Origin of the sequence: Streptomyces sp. NPDC057623 (assembly GCF_042800355.1) — a bacterium.
Lineage (GTDB): Bacteria > Actinomycetota > Actinomycetes > Streptomycetales > Streptomycetaceae > Streptomyces.
Genome location: NZ_JBHVGZ010000046.1, coordinates 25,368 through 44,458, shown reverse-complemented (window position 1 = coordinate 44,458; position 19,091 = coordinate 25,368). Strand labels below are relative to the sequence as shown.

The 19,091-nt window shown below is 72.1% G+C and carries 13 protein-coding genes and 1 pseudogene; 5 read left to right on the top strand and 9 right to left on the bottom strand.

Annotated features, from left to right (window positions below):
- The first annotated feature begins 221 nt into the window (after positions 1–221).
- Both ACFU95_RS34195 and ACFU95_RS34190 read left to right on the top strand, forming a co-directional pair.
- Positions 222–1,799, top strand: a complete 1,578-nt coding sequence (locus tag ACFU95_RS34195) for a hypothetical protein (protein ID WP_383835891.1) — start codon at positions 222–224, stop codon at positions 1,797–1,799.
- A gap of 55 nt (positions 1,800–1,854) precedes the next feature.
- The gene (locus ACFU95_RS34190) at positions 1,855–3,921 is read left to right on the top strand and encodes a DNA/RNA non-specific endonuclease (protein WP_383835888.1); all 2,067 of its coding nucleotides are present in this window, start codon (positions 1,855–1,857) and stop codon (positions 3,919–3,921) included.
- Between the two features lie 83 nt (positions 3,922–4,004).
- Here ACFU95_RS34190 and ACFU95_RS34185 read toward each other — a convergent pair whose 3' ends face one another.
- From ACFU95_RS34185 to tnpA, 5 genes are all read right to left on the bottom strand, one after another.
- Positions 4,005–4,280: a ribosomal protein L7/L12 gene (locus tag ACFU95_RS34185; protein ID WP_383835885.1), complete on the bottom strand. Its 276-nt coding sequence runs from the start codon at positions 4,278–4,280 to the stop codon at positions 4,005–4,007.
- A gap of 21 nt (positions 4,281–4,301) precedes the next feature.
- Positions 4,302–5,045 carry a GAF and ANTAR domain-containing protein gene (locus ACFU95_RS34180; RefSeq protein ID WP_383835882.1) on the bottom strand — a complete coding sequence of 248 codons (744 nt, stop codon included), beginning with the start codon at positions 5,043–5,045 and terminating at the stop codon, positions 4,302–4,304.
- A 132-nt stretch (positions 5,046–5,177) separates the two neighbouring features.
- Positions 5,178–5,996, bottom strand: a complete 819-nt coding sequence (locus ACFU95_RS34175) for a TIGR03943 family putative permease subunit (RefSeq protein WP_383835879.1) — start codon at positions 5,994–5,996, stop codon at positions 5,178–5,180.
- Complete coding sequence (locus ACFU95_RS34170; protein WP_383835876.1) at positions 5,993–6,997, bottom strand: permease; 1,005 nt, start codon at positions 6,995–6,997, stop codon at positions 5,993–5,995. The genes ACFU95_RS34175 and ACFU95_RS34170 overlap by 4 nt, the downstream gene beginning before the upstream one ends.
- 521 nt (positions 6,998–7,518) lie before the next feature.
- On the bottom strand, positions 7,519–7,941 hold the full coding sequence (gene tnpA / locus ACFU95_RS34165) for an IS200/IS605 family transposase (protein WP_383835873.1): 423 nt from the start codon (positions 7,939–7,941) through the stop codon (positions 7,519–7,521).
- Positions 7,942–7,959: 18 nt separating this feature from the next.
- Here tnpA and ACFU95_RS34160 point away from each other — a divergent pair, with 18 nt between their 5' ends.
- Positions 7,960–9,192, top strand: coding sequence for an RNA-guided endonuclease InsQ/TnpB family protein (locus ACFU95_RS34160; RefSeq protein ID WP_383835870.1), 1,233 nt, complete (start codon positions 7,960–7,962; stop codon positions 9,190–9,192).
- A 118-nt stretch (positions 9,193–9,310) separates the two neighbouring features.
- Here ACFU95_RS34160 and ACFU95_RS34155 read toward each other — a convergent pair whose 3' ends face one another.
- The 3 genes and pseudogenes from ACFU95_RS34155 to ACFU95_RS34145 form a co-directional block, all read right to left on the bottom strand.
- Positions 9,311–9,901, bottom strand: a complete 591-nt coding sequence (locus ACFU95_RS34155; protein ID WP_383835867.1) for a tellurite resistance TerB family protein — start codon at positions 9,899–9,901, stop codon at positions 9,311–9,313.
- 254 nt (positions 9,902–10,155) lie between these two features.
- Complete coding sequence (locus tag ACFU95_RS34150; protein WP_383835864.1) at positions 10,156–13,614, bottom strand: hypothetical protein; 3,459 nt, start codon at positions 13,612–13,614, stop codon at positions 10,156–10,158.
- Positions 13,615–13,720: 106 nt separating this feature from the next.
- A pseudogene (locus tag ACFU95_RS34145) lies at positions 13,721–13,777 on the bottom strand (hypothetical protein); the annotation flags it as partial.
- A 468-nt stretch (positions 13,778–14,245) separates the two neighbouring features.
- On the opposite strand from ACFU95_RS34145, the gene ACFU95_RS34140 reads away from it, so the two are divergent.
- The gene (locus ACFU95_RS34140) at positions 14,246–15,070 is read left to right on the top strand and encodes an NPP1 family protein (RefSeq protein ID WP_383835860.1); all 825 of its coding nucleotides are present in this window, start codon (positions 14,246–14,248) and stop codon (positions 15,068–15,070) included.
- Positions 15,071–15,303: 233 nt separating this feature from the next.
- Positions 15,304–17,280: an Ig-like domain repeat protein gene (locus tag ACFU95_RS34135; RefSeq protein ID WP_383835857.1), complete on the top strand. Its 1,977-nt coding sequence runs from the start codon at positions 15,304–15,306 to the stop codon at positions 17,278–17,280.
- 16 nt (positions 17,281–17,296) lie between these two features.
- Here the strand turns inward: ACFU95_RS34135 and ACFU95_RS34130 are convergent, their stop codons facing one another.
- Positions 17,297–19,057: a hypothetical protein gene (locus ACFU95_RS34130; protein WP_383835854.1), complete on the bottom strand. Its 1,761-nt coding sequence runs from the start codon at positions 19,055–19,057 to the stop codon at positions 17,297–17,299.
- Positions 19,058–19,091: the final 34 nt, after the last annotated feature.

Sequence of the window (19,091 nt, the reverse complement as noted above, 5' to 3'; positions counted from 1 at the left end):
ACCTGCCCGGACGAACACACCCCTCGGGCGTCCAATGGCCCGCTCCGCCACGGTGGTTGGCGTGAGGGCGGCACCGCCCACATCACCTCTGGTGCATCGCCAGATCACACCACGTCCGTGCGTGGCCATGACGCCTGATGCGCACAACTCGCCGCACAGGCACGGAATCCAGCCAGCCTGCGCCGGTCAGCCGGCCGGCCCGTCCACTCCAGGAGCTTTCCTTGCCTCACACACGTATGCGTACGACAAGCCTCCGCGTCCTGTACGGGACACTCGGCGCCGCTCTCCTCGCCACCACCGTGGCCTCGAACCCCGTACAGGCGCAGACCGTCCAGGCGAGCGACCGGAAGGCCACCGGCACCGGGACCCTCGGGCGGGGTGCCGCGCCCGGCGGCAAGGTCACCCGCGAGCAGATCATCGAGCGCGCCCAGGCGTGGGTGACGCGGCAGGTCCCGTACAGCACGAACGGGCTGGCCTCCCCGTACAGCTGGTGGTCCGACGAGGCCACCGGCGGGCACTACCGGCAGGACTGCTCGGGCTTCGTCTCGATGGCCTGGCAGCTGCCGTACAGCCGCTCCACGTACACCCTCCGCGAGGTGTCGTCGAAGATCGGCAGCGCCGAGCTGAAGCCGGGCGACATCCTCGACTCCGACCAGCATGTGCTGATCTTCGGCGGGTGGACGGACCGCGCGGGCCGGGAGTTCACGTACTACCAGCAGAGCAGCCGCAAGCGCCCCGCCAACCGGGCCGAAGGCGACCTGGACGACGCCACTCTGTCGGGCCATCCCACCGGCGACTACGAGGCCCGCCGCTACCACAACGTGGTCGACACCCCCGCGAGGCCGTCCGACCCGGGCCCGCAGCCGCCCGCCCCGGCTCCCGAGCGCGCGGCGCCCCAGCCGGCCGCCAGGCCCACCGGCAAGTCCAACGCCAAGCCTGCCGCCAAGCCCGCCGCCGAAGCCAAGCCCGCCGAGTCCGCGCCTCCGCGGGCCGCCACCCGCAAAGCCGTCCGGCTGGGCGCGCTGGCGGCCCACAACCGGCGGCTCTACGCCCTCGCGGAGAACCGCGGCGCGGTGTACGAGCGGAGCGGCGGCGTCTGGCGGCGCGTCGGGGGCCCGGCCGGACGCCTGTATGCCGGCGGAGCCGGGGTGTTCGCGACCGACCCGGAGGACGGCCGGATCTTCAAGTACAACGGCACGCCGGGCTCCTGGACCTGGATCGGCACGTCCGGGGCGGAGTTCACGATCGCCGGAAACGCGCTCTACGGGCTCACGCCGAAGCGCGACGCGGTGATGCGGTGGACGGGGAGCGGGAGCCGCTGGACGAGGGTCGGCGGCCCCGCGCGGCACATCCACGGTGGCGGGGCGGGCCTGTTCGCCACCGACCCGGACGACGGGAGTGTCGTCAAGTTCCTCGGCCGCGCGGGTGCCTGGAAGCGGATCGGCGGGATGGGCCTGGCCTTCGCCGTCGACGGGCGCACGGTCTACGGGATCAGCCCGGACGGCTCGGCGGTGTACCGCTGGACGGGCTACGGGACGACGTGGACCCGCGTGGGCGGCCCGGCGGTGCGGCTGTACGCGGGCTGGGCCGGAGTCTTCGCCACGCACCCGAAGAGCGGGGACCTGTACCGCTTCGACGGGAGCGCGGACTCCTGGACGAGGGCCGGCGGCCCCGGGGCCACGTTCGCGGCGGGCGCGGACGGCGAGCTGTACGGACTGAGCCCGGACGGGCGGGCGGTCTTCCGCTGGACGGGCGGCGGGTCGGTCTGGACATCGGTGGGCGCACCGACGAGCGCCTGAGACCGGCCCCGCATCCCGCACCTCCGAACCCCTCCGAGAGGAGACGTGACCAGTCATGTCCAGAATCAACCACCGCATGGCCCTGCTCGTATCCACAGCAGTCGCCGCGAGCCTGCTGACGGCGGTCCCCGCGAGCGCCGACCCCGGGGAGCCGGGCGGACGGGCGATGGGGCAGGCCCGCGTGACACAGCCCGCGGCCTCCGCCACTGACCCCGTCGCCACTGACCCCGTCGCCGGCTCCGAGTCCGACCCGGAGACCGACCCCGCGCCCGACTCCGACCTGGGATACGGCGCGGAGCTCGCCGTGACCGGCAAGGGGGCCGTATACGCCCTCGCCGCCGACCACGGCAGCGTGTGGGAGCGGGAGGGCGACGGTACCGACTGGACCAGGATCGGCGGCCCCGCCGACTCCATCCGGGCGGGCCGGGCGGGCCTCTTCGCGATCAACCCGCAGACGCGCGAGGTATTCAGGTACGGGGGAGAGCCCGACGCCTGGACGCGGGTGGGAGACCCGTCGGCGGACCTCGTGGTGCACGGCGACGACGTCTACCGCACGGCCGCCGACCACAGCGGAGTCTTCAAGTGGTCGAAGAAGAGCGGCGACTGGGAACGGATCGGCGACTCGGCGAAGCGCCTGTTCCTGGGCGGCCCGGGCCTCTTCGCCACCAGCCCGGTCGACGGCTCGATCCACAGGTACCGCGGAGAGCCCGGCGAGTGGGAGCGCATCGGCGGCCCCGGCTCCACGTTCGCCGTGGACAACGACGACCTGTACGGGGTTTCGCCGGACGGCGGCGCCGTCTTCCGCTGGAAGCAGGACAAGCACGACCGTACCGCCTGGGAGAGGATCGGCGGCCCGGCCCTGGATCTCTACGCGGGCGGCGCGGGCCTCTACGCCACCAGTCCGGCGGACGGCTCGATCCACAAGTACGACGGCGAGCCCGAGCGGTGGCTCGCCGCGGGCTCGGCCGGCGCCGTCTTCGCCGTCAACGACAAGCACGCGATCGGGCTCTCGCCGGACCGCGGGGCGTTCTTCCAGAGCGGGGACGACGGCGAGCCCTGGAAGTACATCGGCGGCCCGTCGTCCGAACTCCAGGAGCTGAAGGACGAGCGGACACTGCTCCAGGAGCGCGGGCAGGAGTACGTCGACGAGTTCCGCAGGGCCAGGGACCTTGAGCGGATGTCGCTCAGCGGATGGCTCAAGGACCAGGGACTCGGTGTCCTGCTCGACGTCATCGGCGTCAATGACGTCGAGCAGTGTCTCTCCGCCGCCACGTCGTTCGACGTGGACGTGAGCAGCCTCTTCGCCTGTCTGTCCTCCGCGGTGAAGCCGGTCGGCGTGATCCGCGCCGTCACCAAGGCGGACAAGGTGGGCGGCGCGGTGAAGACGGCCGTCAAGAAGCTGCCCCACTACTCCAAGGACACGGCCAGGGCCCGCAACACCGTCAATGAGGCCCGCAAGATCCTGGACAAGGTCAAGGAGAAGCCGCAGGAGCGCGACTACAAGCCACCGATGTTCGACTGCCGCAGGGACGGCAGGGGCTGGCAGGACCCGGGTGCCACCGACCCGGCCAACGGTGACCGGTCGACCGGCAGGACGGCCTGCCTGGACACGGCCTACCTGGCGGAGGGGCTGGGTTCGGACGCCAAGGAGGTGAAGCCCCCGGGTTACTTCTGGGCGCGCCGCGCCATGGCGTACCACGGCAACTTCCCGCTCGGGTACTGGATCAACAACTGCCATCTGCTGGGCAGCCAGCTCAACGGCAGCGGTCTCGACCTGAAGAACCTGTCGACCTGCACCCGTGCGGCCAACGCCCAGAGGCAGGCCGGCACCGACCCGGGGCTCCCGCAGCACATGCTGACCTTCGAGACCCAGGTCAAGAACGCCGTCGACGCCGGTCAGGTGGTGTGGTACCAGATCACGCCGAAATACTCGGGAGCGCGCACGGTACCCGTCGCGTACGAGATGACCGCACGGGGTCTCACTCCGGACGGCAGGACGGGCCTGGTGCTCGACCAGATCGTCCCCAACTCCGCGTACAGCAACAAGTTCAAGAGCTACTTCAACCTGGGCCTGGTGACGGACCAGGCCGGTCTGCCCGTCCCGCTGGCCCCTCTTTCGTAAGGAGCCGGTACGTTCCGTTCGCTCGCGCAGCTCCCCGCGCCCCTTCCGGGGCGCGGGGTTCGGAGCATGTGGAGCAGCGGCGGCTAGCCCAGCCGCTCCACCGCCTCCTTGGCGTCCTTCAGGCCAGCCCCGGTGATCTCCCGGTAGACCTTGATGGCCTGGATCTTCTTGCCGGTCCGCACGAGCGACACGACCTCGCCCATGCGCGGGTCCGCGCCGTTCAACCCCAAGTGGTCGAGAACGAGGTCGAGTTTGCGCTCGACACGGGCAACTCGCTGATCCGCCTGGGAAATCCGGCCCAGGAGGGTGACGATGCCCCAGAAGGCGGCGAGCACGACGAAGAGAACGGCTATATCCATGGTCGGCGATCCTAGACGCCGCTAGTCCACGTCGAACCGCAACCGGTGCTCCACCACGTCCCGCGCCACGGCCACCGCCGTTCGCGCGTTCGCGAACGCGTGGGCCCGCAGCCGGGCCAGCGCCTCGTCCGTGCCGACGCCCAGCTGGGCCATGATCATGCCGGTGGCCTGGTAGACCTGGTCCTGGTCGACGGCGAGGCCGCTCAGCCAGCGTTCGTCCCCCGGCTCGCCCGCCTCCTCCACCCGCGGCAGTGCCATCAGCGCCACGGTCATCATCCCGGCCACCACCCGCGCCGTGCGCAGGTCCGGGTCCGTGAGGTCGCCGGGGGTGTCGCGGTAGAGGTCGAGCGTGCCCACGCACATCGTGTCGTTGCCGAGCGGCAGCGAGTACACCGCCCGCACGCCGACCGCCGTGGCCTGCTGAGCGAAGACCGGCCAGCGCAGTACGTCCTGGCCCGCCGTCAGGTCACAGGCGAGCACGGGCGCGCCGCTCTCCGCGGCGGACTGACAGGGCCCGTCGCCCAAGGTGGCCTGGATCTCGGTCACATACGCGGCCCGCGCACTGCTCGCGCCCAGCTGTACGGGCATGCCGTCACTGTGCAGCGACACACTCGCGCCGGTCACGGGCAGCAGCTCCACGGCGACATCGCACAGCCGCGCCGGGATCTCGCCGGGCCCGACACCGCGTACGCCTTCGGCGATGGCGTCCGCGGCTCGCTCCCGCCCGTGCTCACGCTCACCAGGTGGATCGTCTCTGGGCCGCACGGCTGCCTCCTCGTTCCGGGCGCGGCCTGCTGGTTCCGGGGTCCGACGGTCCTCTCAATCGCTCGCCCACGGACGACGCCCGACTACCCGCAACCCACACCGCAAAACCCCGGCCCGGTGGTCCCGGCCCTCCTAGCGGAGCGCCTCGTACGGGTTGGCCGGCTGCGTGATCCGCCGTACCGCGGCGGCGTCCAGCACCGGCGGCCAGGCCCCGTCCGTGCCGAGTTCGCCCTTGGGGCGCCAGGTGCCGGTGACGGTGACCCAGGCGTCGGCGGGCGGCGCGTCCGCGTCCCGGATCTCGACCTTGCTGGTGGTGGCGTCGGCGGCGCAGCAGGCGACGATGAGGCGGTTGACGTACCAGGTGCCGTCGTCGTCGCGGGTGACGAAGCCGGTCAGCCGGACCGTACGTCCCGAAAGGGAGCGTCCGCTGTCGTAGATCGCCCGGGAACTGAACTGCGCCAGCGTCAGCTCCACCGGGTTCCCGGCCGGCAGCGCGGGGAAGTGCCCGATCCCCTGCGCCGCGCGCTGCGCCGCCTCGCGCTCGGCGCTGTAGGAGCCGAGGGCCGGGGGCGGGAAGAGGAGGAGGGCGAGGGCGGGGAGGGTGAGGAGCCAGGCGACGCGGGGGCTATGGTGACCGCCGTGCTGATCGTGGGTGTGGGGATCGTCGTCGTGCTCTGCGTGCTCGCCGTGCTCGCCGTGCTCGCGTTGCTGATCGCGGCGGGCGTGTTCGCCGTGCTCTGTGTCCTGGCCCTGCTCGGCGTACGGTTCCTGTTCCGGTCGCCCGACGACCGCCGCGGCCACCGCCAGCAGCACCAGCAGGAACCCGGACACGACCAGGTACGGCCGTAGTCCCGCCTGCACATACCGCAGGTACAGCTCGCTGAAGAGCGAGATCCGCAGGATCGCCGCGCCCGTCAGGAGCAGCAGTACCGCCGGCCCGTACCGCCTCACAGCAGCCACCACCCGACGAGCACGCTGCTCAGCACGGCGACCACCCAGGTCACGGACGAGAACCGCACGGCGAAGGACCGCCCGAACGTCCCCGCCTGGAGGGCGATCAGCTTCAGGTCCACCATCGGGCCGACCACCATGAACGCCAGCCGTGCGGTCGGCGAGAAGCCGCTCAGGGAGGCGGCGACGAACGCGTCCGCCTCGCTGCACACGCACAGGACGACCGCGAGGAGGGCCAGCAGCAGTACCGACATCCAGGGGGAGCCGGTGAAGAGGTCCAGGACCGAGCGCGGGACCGCGATGTTGAAGGTCGCCGCGGCCGCCGCGCCGAGCACGAGGAAGCCGCCCGCGTGCAGGAAGTCGTGCTGGAGGCCGGCCGTGAAGGCGCGCAGGCCGGTGGCGGCCGGGCCGGTGTGCCGCTCGGGTGGGCGCAGCCACTTCTCGCGGCCGAACCGGGCCCACAGCCAGCCCATCACCACCGCCGTGGCCAGCGAGGCGACGAGCCGGGCGAGGACCATCTTCGGCTGCCCCGGGAAGGCGACGGACGTGGCCACCAGGACGACCGGGTTGATGGCGGGGGCGGAGAGGAGGAACGCGAGGGCGGCCGCCGGGGCGACGCCGCGCCGCATCAGGCTCCCGGCGACCGGCACGGACGCGCACTCGCATCCGGGCAGGACGACACCGGCCGCCCCGGCGACGGGTACCGCGAGCGCCTGGTTGCGGGGCAGCAGCCGGCTGAAGACCTTCTCCGGTACGAACGCGCCGATCGCCGCCGAGACGATGGTGCCGAGCAGCAGGAAGGGCACGCCCTGCACGGCGATCGCCGTGAAGACGGTCCACCAGGCGGCGACGGGCGGGGTGTAGAGGTCGAGGGCGAGCATCGGCCCGAGGACCGAGAGGACCGTGGCGATGGCGAGGAGCGCGGCGCCGCCGAGTACGGCGTACACGAGCGCGCGTATGACGACGCGCAGCCCGTCGGCCACGGTCCGCTGGTTCTGCACGCGCCTGTCCCACCTGTTCGAACCCGTCCGAATACCCCCGCGCAGGTTAGCCGGTGGGACCTGTGCGCAGCCTTGGGTTCGGCTCGGGAAGTGCTGTGGCCGGCTTCCCGCCTCCAGGCCGGAGATGTGAGCGGCGTGTACGCCGGTTCCGCCAACTGCCTCCGCGTCAGCTCGCGGTCGGCCCGCGACTGGTGCGCCCGCCGCCCGACCGTCCAGGGATCAGCACGCCCGGACATCACTCAGCCAACTCCCCCGCTGCCCCAACTCCCCCTGAGCTCTTGTCGTTCGAGTCCGACAGCTCCTAAGTTGAACCGCGTATCACACGTGGTCGACGCATGGCTGTTGCGAGGTAGCTGTTGCGAGGTAGCCGTGCAGGAAATCAGCAGCACCACCGAGCGCTACCGGGATTCATTCGCAGTGCACCGGGGTTTACCCCGGTGGTGAAGCGAATCTGATCGTGTCGGTCCCGCTCGGCCGCGGAGTGCGGTGAAAGCCGGGTTCCGGCGGAGCCGGAACGATGCTCACACGGGCCGGTTCTGCTGTTCGATGTACTGCTTGACGATGCTGAGCGGGGCACCGCCCACGGTCCCGGCGAAGTAGGACCCCGACCACAGTTTGTTGGCCCGCCAGTAGTGGCGTACCAGGTCCGGAAACTCCTGGCGCAGACGGCGGGAGGAGACTCCCTTGAGCGAGTTGACCAGTTTGGTGACGGCGACCTTGGGCGGGAAGTTCACCAGGAGGTGGACGTGGTTGTCCGCACCGTTGAACTCCACCAGCTCGGACTCGAAGTCCGCGCACACCGACCGCATGATCTCCTCCATCCGCACCAGATGGGCATCGGTGAACACCTGGTGCCGGAACTTGGTCACGAAAACCAAGTGAACATGCATCACGAAAGCGCAGTGCCTGCCAGTTCTGATCTTTGTATCTCGGCCATAACCCAAGTATTCATCGTGGCAGTCATGCAGCTCAGGTACTCCTTCCGCCTCACCCCCACGCCGGGGCAGCGCACCGCGCTGGCCCAGGCGTTCGGGTGCGCGCGGGTGGTGTACAACGACGCGATCACCGCGCGTGAGGCGGCCCGCGCCGAAGGGCGCAAGGCCCCCTCGATGGCCGAGCTGTCGGTCACGCTGATCACGCGGGCGAAACGGACGCCTCAGCGGGCCTGGCTGGGCGAGGTCTCCGCCGTCGTACTGCAGCAGTCCCTGCGCGATGTGGGCGCCGCCTACAGTGCGTTCTTCGCCAGCCTGAAGGGCGAACGCAAGGGACCGAAGATCGGGCCGCCGGCCTTCAAGTCCCGCAAAGACAACCGGCAGTCCATCCGCTTCACCAAGAACGCCCGATGGAAGATCACCGACAAGGGACGTCTCGCCCTGCCGGGCGTGGGTGAGGTACCAGTGCGCTGGTCACGCACCCTGCCCTCCACCCCTTCCAGCGTCACCGTGATCAGGGATGCGGCCGGGCGGTACTTCGCGAGCTTTGTGATCGAGACCGGCCCCACCACCGACCCGCGCGCCGCTCCGGATACCGAGGGCCTGCCCGCCGTCGGCATCGACCTCGGCCTCAAGCACTTCGCGGTCCTCTCCGACGGCACGAAGATCTCCTCACCGAAGTTCCTGCGCCGGGCGGAGAAGCAGCTCAAGCGCGCCCAGCGCGAACTGTCCCGCAAGCAGAAGGGATCGAAGAACCGGGCCAAGGCCCGCCTGAAGGTCGCCCGTGCCCACGCGAAGGTCGCCGACGCGCGCCGTGAATTCCAGCACCAGATGTCCACCCGGATCGTCCGCGAGAACCAAGCGGTCGCGGTGGAGGACCTGGCGGTGTCCGGGATGGCGCGTACACGGCTGGCCAAGAGCGTGCACGACGCGGGCTGGTCGGCGTTCGTCGACATGCTCCGTTACAAGTGCGAGCGGTACGGCCGGGCGTTTGTGAAGATCGGCCGGTTCGAGCCGACCACCCGCCGCTGCTCGGTCTGCGGCCATGTGGACGGACCCAAACCCCTCCACGTCAGGGAGTGGGACTGCCCGGCCTGCGGCACGCACCTGGACCGTGACGTGAACGCCGCAGTGAACGTGAAGAACGCCGCTGGACGAGCGGTGCATGCCTGTGGAGCGCCCGGAAGACCATGGCCGAAGGTCATGGCGGGGTGCGAAGAAGCAGGAAGCCAAGGAATCCATGCCGGAGCCCGCGCCGCGTAGCGGCGCAGACTCCGGATCGGAAGGCCAGAATCCTCTCCCTTCAGGGAGAGGTTGCACGTCAAACCCGAGGTCTCGCGGTGCGCGCGCCGCAGACGCCGCTGCGGCTGTCAGGTCGTCGTCAGAGCTGGAACTCCGCCGGGGAGACGCCCAGGGCCGCGCAGGCCTCCTTGAGGACCGCCTGCTCCGCCTGGGAGAAGTAGCCGTCGGCGCCGGCGATGACGATGCCGGTCTGGATGACCGCGCGGGCCTCGGTGGGCTTCTTCGCGGCCTTGGCGATCTCCTGCATGGCCTCGGTCTTGCCCTGCGGGAAGTTGCGCGTGAGCTGGTCCACATGGCGGTTGAAACGCTGGCGCAGCTGGTCCGGCGGGAAGTTCTGCAGCACATCGTTGCTGAGGATCATCGACTCCATCTGCTGCCGCTCGGACGGGTCCACATGGCCGTCCGCCGCCGCGACCAGGGCGCACATCGCCATGCTGGCGTCCCGGTACGCGCCGGACTTCAGCTCCGTCTTCAGGGAGCCGAGCTGGGTCTTCACCAGGCCCACCAGCTGGGCCTTCGAACCGCCCCGCGAGCCGCCGTGCGAACCGCCGGCCGCCGCGCCGCCGTGGCTGCCGTGACCGCCCTGGCCGCCGGTCGTGCCGTGGCCGCCGCCCTGGACCTGCTGCTGGAGTTGCTTGGCCTGGTCCTTGAGCCGGTCGAACAGTGCCATTGACGTCACCTCGGTATTCGTCGGGTCATCCGGGTCATCACTCGCGACCCGATCGTGCACGCTCAACCGGATCAACGCCCACCCGGGAGCAAAGGTTCCACCAAGACGCGGCGGACCGTGACGCGAGCGGAGGAGGTTGCCCACGCCAGGGCCCGATCGAGGGTGACAGGGGCCGGAATTGATCAACAGCCCCTCTCATCAGGGCGATCAACCGGGCGATCCGCCGGGTCGGGGCCCAACCGGGTCGGGGCCCCTCAGCGCGCGCACACCTTCCGGTACGGGGCATCCGGCACGTACGTCTCCCACTGCGCCCGCGTCAGCTGACCGCCACCCGCCCGGGCGCACACCCGCTCGACCACCCGGTCCGGGTCGATGACGTACCGCTGGAGCGGCACATGGGTCCCGGCCGCGTACACCGTGCCGCTGTCCTCGCTGAACGCCACCGAGACGATCTCCCCGCCCGCCGTCGGCAACGGCCCGCCGAGCGGCTGCTGGGTGGCCACGTCCCACAGCTGGAGCGTGCCCGAGCCGCCGCCCACGGCGAGCGTGCGGCCGTCGGGGCTCAACGCCAGCGCGCCGACGCCCTCAGGGGTGTCTCCGAGCCGGGCCGGGAAGACGTTCCGCAGCACCCCGGCCCTGCGCCGCAGCTCACCGTCCCACAGCGCGACCCGGCCGGTCCCGTCGCCCACCGCCAGCCGTGAACCGTCCCCGCTGAAGGCGACGGCGCCGATCTGCTCGCCCTGGACCAGGTCCCTGCCGACCGCCGGCCCCTCGGGAAGGCGGGCGGCGCGGTTGTCGCCGACCAGCAGGCCGCCGTCGGGCCGGACCGCCAGGTGGACGCTGTTCAGGCCGGTCAGCACCGAGCGGCGGCGGTGGCTCGCCGTGTCCCAGACCTCGTTCTCCACGTCACCGACCGCTGGCGTACGCGCGGCGTACAGGGTGCGGCCGCCGGAGCCCAGGGCGAGGCCGATCACCGGCCCGGTCGAGCCGGAGCCGGCCAGGTCCAGGGTGTCGCGGACCCTGGCGTGCCGTACGTCCCAGATCGTGATCCGTTGCGGGGCGGCCTCCCGGCCCGGCGCCGAGACGCCGTACGCGAACAGGGCGCCGTCCGGGCTGAACGCCGCCAGCGCCAGGGTGTCGCCGGGGACGACCGGGTCCGTGCCGGCGCGGGCGACGGGGGCGGGCGGCGACGGCAGGGTGCGCGGGACGCGGCCGTCGCCGGTGTCGCGCAACCGGAAGCGGTAGCCGGTGCCCGTGCGCTCGGCGGTGGCGAGGGTGCGGCCGTCCGGGGCGAGCCGGACGCCGGACAGGCCGTCGTCGTGCCAGGCCGACGTCACCGCCGCCGACACGTCGAGGGAGTGGACCGTGCCGCCCTCCAGGTAGCGCAGGACGGGGTGGCCGGGGACCCAGGCGAGGCCGCCGTACACGTACTGGTTGTTGAGGGAGTGCCGGAAGACCGGGGCGTCGGGGGACGACAGCCGCCACACCTTGATCTCCGTGCTGTCGACCGCCGCCAGGTACTTCCCGTCCCCGCTGAAGGCGGTGTACTCGACGGCCGGGGCGGTGAGGTCGGCGAGCAGCTTCCCGGAGCCGGTGTCCCAGACGCGGAGGCCGGCCGGGGAGGCGGCGGCCAGCCGCCCGCCGTCGCCCATGGCCGGCGAGAAGTCGTCGTCGGCGCAGGCATCCTTGTCCCGCGTCCACGCGCCGGGCAGCTTCCGGTGGCTGCCGACGTCCCACACCTGGGGTGTGGCGCCCTGGCCTTCCGCGGGGCAGAGGGCGACCGTGCGGGCGTCGAGGGCCATGTCCGCGCGACCGGCCGCCCGCGGGCTCTCGAAGAGGATCGCCCCGTCGGTGCGGGAGCGGACGCGCGCCCGTTCGTCCTCGCTGCCGGTCACCAGGTAGGCGTGGTCGCCGACCTCGACGTCCGAGAACGCGGACCACGGTCCGCCGCCGGTCCAGCGCCCCGTGGCCGTGTCCCACAGCCGGATGCCGTCCCGGCCGGACAGCGCGATCACCTTCCCGTCGGGGGAGACCGCGACGACCTGGTCGCCGACGACCGGCAGCCGGCCCGAGCCGGTGCGGCGGTGCGTGGCCACGTCGTACGTCCGCCAGGTGCGGCCCTCGACGCTGAGCAGGACACGGCCGGAGGCGGTGAGGAAACGACGCGGCGTCTCGCCGGGGGCGGGGTCGGAGAAGGTGTCCTGTTCGGGCTGGGCGAGGGCGCCGAGCAGGGCCCGGCGGGACTCGGGGAGCGGGGAGACCCGCCAGGCGGCGACGCCCAGCAGCATGGCGGCGCGCGGGTCGGTGGTGCGCAGGGAGTCGGCGACGGCCGCGATCCGGCGGGCGGCGGTGTCGGTGCGCTGCCGCTCGTAGTCGCGGTGCTGGTGCCATGCCGCGAGGCTCACCACCAGCGCCACCACCAGGACGGCGGACAGGGCGCAGACCAGCACCCGGGACCTGCGGGCGGTCCGCGTGGCCGTCTGCCGCTCGGCCTCCCGGGCCTCCAGCGCGGCGAGGAGGAACGCCCGCTCCGACCGGGTGAGCGTGCCGTCGTCCCCGAACAGTTCCTCGGCCCGCGCCAGCCTGCTGCCCCGGTACAGCCCGCCGGGGTCGCGGTCGTGCTCCAGCCAGGCGTGGGCGGCCTCGGTCAGACGGCGGTGGTCGCGCAGCCGTTCGCGGTCCTGCTCCAGCCAGCCGGACAGGCGTGGCCAGCAGGTGATCAGAGCCTCGTGGGCAAGCTGGACGCCGTCCCCGTCGGTGGTGAGCAGACAGGCGCGCGCCAGCCGCTCGACCACCTGCCCCACCGCCGGATCGGTCCACTCGGCCAGGTCGGCGCGGGTCAGCGGGCGCCGGGTGTCGGGGGTGCCCCGGCCGGGCTCGACCAGCCGCAGCAGCAGCTGCCGGGCGATCCGCGCCTGGTCCTCGGTCAGCTCCTCGTACACCTCCTCCGCCGTCGCCGCGATGGCGCCGCGCACCCCGCCGGCCGCCTGGTACGTCGCCAGGGAGAGCACCCGGCCCTTGCGCCGCCGCCAGGTCTCCAGCAGCACGTGCGAGAGCATCGGCAGTCCGCCGGGCCGGCCGACGACCTCCTCGACGATCCGTGCGGTCAGCTCCCGTTCCACCAGCAGCCCGGCGGCCTGCGCGGGCTTGGTCACCGCGTCACGCAGTTCGTCGGCCGTCATCGGCCCGAGCAGCAGCCCTGCCCCCGACAGCGCGTCGGCCAGGCCCCGGTGCTCGGAGCAGCGGGCGTAGAAATCGGCCCGAACGGTGATCAGGACGCGCAGCCGGGCGGCGGGATCCCGGGCGGCGAGCAGCAGGTCGACGAAGCGGGCCCGCTCCTCGGGGTCGTGGCACAGGGTGAAGGCCTCCTCGAACTGGTCGATCACGACCCAGCTCTCGGGCTCGCCCTCGGCGGGGGCCAGCAGGTGCCCGTACGACTGCGCGGGCCGCTCGCCCGGGGTGAGGACCCGCAGCACCGCCGGGCTGCCGCACCGGGCGATCTCCTCGCGCAGGGCGGGGATCAGCCCCGCGCGCAGCAGGGAGGACTTACCGCTGCCGGACGCGCCGAAGAGCACCGCGAACCGGTGGTCGCGCATCAGCCGGTTCAGCTCCTCGACCATCCGTTCCCGGCCGAAGAACAGGTGCCGGTCGTCGGGCTCGAAGCGCGCCAGGCCCCGGTACGGGGGTGCGGTGTCCGCCGACTCCTCGCGCACCGCCTCGGCGGCCTCCGCCTCCGCCTCCTTCCAGCGGAGCTCCCACCGCGGGGTCGCCGTCGCAGGCCCTGACGTATCCGCGGACGACGGCGAGCGACGGCAGCCGTTCGCCGGCCGCGGCCTGCGACAGCGTTGTCGCGGAGAACCCGGCCACCTCGGCCATGCGCCGGTACGAGGGGCTGCCAGAGGCCCTGCGCACCTCGCGGAGCTCCTGGGCGAGCCGGGCTATGGGACCGGCCGCGGGGTCCAGGGGTCTTTCGGGACGACCCATGCGCACGTACCTCCAGACAGCTGACGAGGCCGGGGAGGCGCACGCCGCTGACGCAGCTGACGAAACAAATCACCACTGATCATGAAATTTTGATTGTCCTGACAAAGGAGATGGGGCAATCAACGTTCCGGTTCCAGAAAGGCCGCGGGGGTCGGCTGCGCCCCGACGACCACAAGAACGCGAGGTGAAGGGCGCACGACGGGTCAGGAGCGGGTGATGGCGGCCAGGAGAACAGTGCCGCCGGACAACCAGCTCGATTGATTGCCCTGATCGGACAGGGCTGCCGATCAACTCCCGGCTCCCCAGTCTCGGTCTCGCCACGCCGGAATCCCGGCAGACCGAGCCCTGGAGGAGACCCGTATGTCGCAGGCAGTCAGGACCAGGAAGATCCCCCGCCTGGGCAGGGCCGCGATCGTCGTCGGCAGCGCCGCCGCCGTGACCATCGCCCTGACCGGCAGCGCCAACGCCGCGATTCTGAACCCGATCAGCATCGACAAGGTGTGGGAGAAGGCACCGACGCAGGAGATGTTCCAGCCTCTCTTCGACTACGACTCCGACAGTTGCCTCCCCGCTGCCGCCGTCGAGTCGAACGGGAGACTGAACGGCGGTCTCCAGGACACCGGATCGATCACCGGCGGCTGCCGCACCAACCACCTCGGCCAGGCCAACACCTACTCGCGGTCCAAGTGCGACAAGAGCTCCGGCTGGTGCGGCATCATCTACACCCTGTACTTCGAGAAGGACCAGAACGCGGCCGGCAACATCGTCGGCGGGCACCGCCACGAGTGGGAGTCCGCCGTGGTCTGGTACCACGGCAAGGACCAGTGGCCCAGCTACGTGTCCGTCTCCGCGCACGGCAACTACACCACCAAGCGGTTCAACGACGTGGAGCGTGTGGGCAAGCGCTTCAAGGTCGTCTACCACAAGGACGGCGGCCTGACGCACTCCTTCCGCTTCGCCAAGGCCGGCGAGCGGGCGGTGGCGCGGGGGAACGGTGACTGGGACCGTCCGGCCCTGGCCCCCTACGACATCCTGTGGAGCAGCTACCGCAGCGCGTGGAACGCCCTTGAGGGGTCCTCGTGGGGCAAGGCCAACTTCCCCCTCCAGGACAAGGACGACCACTTCCGGAAGGACCTGAACGAGGCGAAGCCGTCCGGCATCCAGTTCAACGCCTGGAGCAGCTGAACCCGGCCCCACAGCCGCCCCCGGCGGGGACACTCCCCCCAGTCCCGCCGGGGGCTCTCCCCTGTTCTCACGCCCGCGGTTCTCCCGCCCGCTGTTCTCACTCCCCTCTTACGTGCCACTTCACCCGGCTGTCAGTGCCATGACCTAGCCTTCGATCACTTACGGCGAGACGCGTGTCCGCTTCTGCCGCGTCCGCCCCCATTTCTTTTTCGTTCCGGGGGGTTCGAAAAACCGTGCGCAGACGCACTCTCCCTGCCGCGACAGCACTCGCGGTCCTCTTCAGCTCGGTCGCCCTCGTCGCGGCCGGCGCCGGGTCGGCGGCCGCCGACTCCAGCACGTCCCTGTCCCTGCGTTCGACCGGCGACATCGTCGTCGACGGGGTCCACCAGCGGGTCTTCATCAGCGACCCGACCGCCGGACAGGTCGTCGTCACGAACTACGCCGGCGCGGTCGTCGGCACCGTCGGCTCACTGCCCGGCGTCCTCGGCCTGGAGCTGTCGCCCGACTCGGGGACCGTGTACGCGGCTGTGGGTGACGCCGACGCGATCGTGGCCATCGACACGGCGACGGCGACCGAGGCCCACCGGTATTCCACCGGGACCGCCGACCCGCAGTACCTCGCCGCGACCGGCGGCAAGATCTGGTTCGGCTACGGCGGCGCCGCCGAGGGCAACATCGGCTCGCTGGACCTGAGCGGCACCGACCCGGTCGTCGCCCTGAACCAGGCCCCCGTCAACGCCTGGTACTCGGCCCCGATCCTGGACGCCTCCGCCGGCGCCCCGGGCACGCTCGTCGCGGGCGCCCCCGGCCAGAGCCCCGTCGTCCTCGCGGTCTACGACGTCTCCTCGGGCACGCCGAGCCAGACGGCGTACGCCTTCGACCCCGGTTCCACGGGCGGCGGCAACCTGACGGACCTGGCGGTCACACCCGACGGCAAGGACGTCGTCACCGCCAGCGGTGCCCCGTACTACCAGGCCGTCTACAAGCTCACGGACCTGTCCAAGGACGGCAAGTACGTCACCAACCCGTACCCGAACGCGGTGGACATCGCGCCCAACGGCGACGTCGCGGCGGGCACCAGCTCCACCGACGAGCCCGACGTGCACGTCTTCAAGCCGGGCACCTCGATCGCGCTGAAGGACTACACGTTCGGCTCCGACCAGCTCACCGCGCGCGGGCTCGCCTGGGCGCCGGACAGCAGCAAGCTGTTCGCGGTGTCCCGCACCGGCACCGACGCCTACGCCCTGCACGTCTACGACGACCCGGCGAAGACGTCCGCCACCCTCACGGTCGACGCCCCCGCCACGGCGACCCGCGCCAAGGCGCTGACCCTGACCGGCAAGCTGACCTCGACCGCCGCGTTCCCGGCCGACACCGAGGTCTCGGTCACCCGCACCGACGACGAGTCCCCCGCCGGCAAGGCGCTCGGCACGGCGACCGTCGCGGCGGACGGCACGTACGCCTTCACCGACACCCCGCCGGCCGGCGGCAAGGTGACGTACACCGCCACGTACGCGGGCGATGCCGGCCACGCGGGTGCGACGGCCGCCGACCCGGTGACCGTCGCCAGGACGGCGACGACGCTGACCCTGAACAACAACACCAAGGTGTACGGCTACAACAGCGACGTCACCTTCACCGCGCACCTCGGCACCACCTACCGGAACCGCACGGTGGAGATCTGGGCCGACCCCTACGGCTCCGACAAGCCCAACGCCCTGGTGAAGAAGGGCACGGTCGACGCGCGGGGGAACCTGACGGCGACCGTGCGGCTGACGCGGGACGCCAAGGTCAGCGCCAGGTTCACCGGCGACACCCGGTACGCGGCGCGGACGACGACCAGCTCCGTCTACACGAGGGTGGCCGTCTCGACCTCGCTGAGCGGCTCGTACAAGACGGCCACGGCCTGGAACCAGAAGTACTACTACTTCCGCCAGGCCAAGGACCCCGTCCACAACACGGCGATGACGAGGTACCCGGGCCGCAAGTACCAGCTCCAGGTCCAGCGGTTCTACGACGGAGCCTGGCACACCACGCACTCCGAGTACTTCGCGCTCGACACCTACGGCAAGGACTCCGTCACCCTCGACGGCACCCCGCCCGTCGGCCCCCGCTTCCGGATCCGCTCGTCGTACGTCGACCCGACGTCGGGCGACAACGTGAACACGACGACCTACGGCGCCTGGAAGTACTTCGTCTTCACCAGGTGACCGCCCGCGTCGGGGCTCAGGTCTGCGTCTGCAGCTGCTGAAGCTGCCGAAGGACGTTCTCCAGCGCACCGCGCCGCCGCCCCGGCACTCGGCCCCGCAACTCCGCGAGCGCGGGGCCGAGTTCACGGGCCGCGGCGGTGTCCTTGATCTGGCCCCACTGGTGGTGGGCCCGGTCGACCGCGGCCTCCACCGCGGGCGCGTTCGCCGCCTGCCCGGCGGACAGCCGAGCCGAGGCCACCATCAGCCAGGCCCGGCAACTGCGCACCGGGTCCCCCGCCATCATCGCCAGGTCGGCGCGCACCTCGATCCAGTGCAGCGCCTCCTCGGAGGCCGGGCCGTGGGCCCGCAGCGCGCCCTGCTCATAGTGGGCGGCCAACACCTCGGCCTCACCGTGCCGACCGGACTCCACGGCGGCGGCGATGGTGGCATGGGGGTCGCTCGGCGCGGGGCTGTGCGCCGGGGGCGGCGGCACACTCGCCGCGGGGCTCCGCACAGGCAGCGGCAGGACCAGGGTGGCCTCGAACTCGGTGCTCGGCGGCACAGCGACCGGAGCCGCGCTCGGCGCGGAAGCCGACGGCGAAAGCAGCGCCGCAACCGGCGGCGAGCCCTGCGCGGGGCTCTGCTCGGAGCTCGGCGGAGCACTCGGCGCAGGGGCCGACCGCTCGGGGCCCTGTGCGGAACCCGGCGCATGGACCGGCGCCGGACCCGACGAGATGTCCCGCGGTGGCAGCGGGGCGGGGAGCGGCACAGGGACCGGAGTCGGGCTCGACGGCGAGGGCTGCGGCGCGACCGGTGGGGAATCCTGAGCCGGGGCCTGCGCAGGCAGTGGCTGGGCGCTCTGCGCGGGACCCGGCGCCGGGTTCTGCGGCGGAAGGGGCGGGGAGGCTGTGGCCCGGCCCTGAGCCGGGAGGGGCGCCGCCACCGACGGGACCGTGTCCTGTGCGGGGAGCGGCGCAGAACCCGGAGCGGGCGGGGAACCGTACGCCGGGATCTCCCCGGGCAGCGGCACAGAAACCGGTGCCGGGGCCTGGGCGGGGTTCGGGTCGTAGCCCCGCACGGACGTGGGCACGAGGAGCGGGGCCGGAGCCTGGGCCTGGACGGGGGCCTGGGGCGAAGGCCGGAGCCGGGGCGGGATCCGGGGTGGGGCGTACGCCGTCAGCAGGATGTCGGTGGCGGCCCCGCCGTCGGGGGAGACCCGGGTCAGTGCCTGCTGGTGCAGCTGGTCGAGCGGGGGGCGGTGGCCGCTGCGCAGAAGGGTCGCCACGGCCTTCATGTACGCCGGTCCCGCAACCGTCCGGCGGCTCGGCGGCGGGGCGATACGGCCGTAGACCGCGCTGTTGCGCCCCGAATCGAGGGGATGGGCGCCCAGCCACTCCCAGGTCTCGGCGTCGGCGTGCAGGTCGAGGACGAGGGACGTCGAACCCGGTGCGCGCAGGCGCAGTTCCTCCCGGAACCAGTGCCAGGGAAAGCCGGTGTAGCGGACGGTCGACGGCGTCGTCCGGGCCAGCGCGAGGTGGGGCAGGTGCTGGCGGCGGTCGAGGTGCAGCTGGCCCGTGACGAAGACGGTCAGGGGGGCCGGGGACGCCGCGGCGGCGCGCAGGCGGGTGAGGACGGCCTGCGGTTCCAGGGGGTCGGCGAGTTCCACGACGTTCGCCGTGTCCGTGCCGGACAGCACCGTGGGCGGGACGGCGGCGAGGACGGGGAGCACGGAGGCGGCGTCCACCAGACAGCTCTTGCCCGCCGGGGCGGCGGCCAGCAGCAGCACGGTTCCGGGCATCGGTCCCTCCCCATCCCCCGTCGATCACGTAGGC

Bases quoted from the DNA above. Each gene is read 5' to 3' on its own strand.
- ACFU95_RS34185 (WP_383835885.1), bottom strand. From the start codon at position 4,280: ATGGATATAGCCGTTCTCTTCGTCGTGCTCGCCGCCTTCTGGGGCATC.
- ACFU95_RS34140 (WP_383835860.1), top strand. From the start codon at position 14,246: ATGTCGCAGGCAGTCAGGACCAGGAAGATCCCCCGCCTGGGCAGGGCC.
- ACFU95_RS34155 (WP_383835867.1), bottom strand. From the start codon at position 9,901: ATGGCACTGTTCGACCGGCTCAAGGACCAGGCCAAGCAACTCCAGCAG.
- ACFU95_RS34160 (WP_383835870.1), top strand. From the start codon at position 7,960: ATGCAGCTCAGGTACTCCTTCCGCCTCACCCCCACGCCGGGGCAGCGC.
- ACFU95_RS34130 (WP_383835854.1), bottom strand. From the start codon at position 19,057: ATGCCCGGAACCGTGCTGCTGCTGGCCGCCGCCCCGGCGGGCAAGAGC.
- ACFU95_RS34190 (WP_383835888.1), top strand. From the start codon at position 1,855: ATGTCCAGAATCAACCACCGCATGGCCCTGCTCGTATCCACAGCAGTC.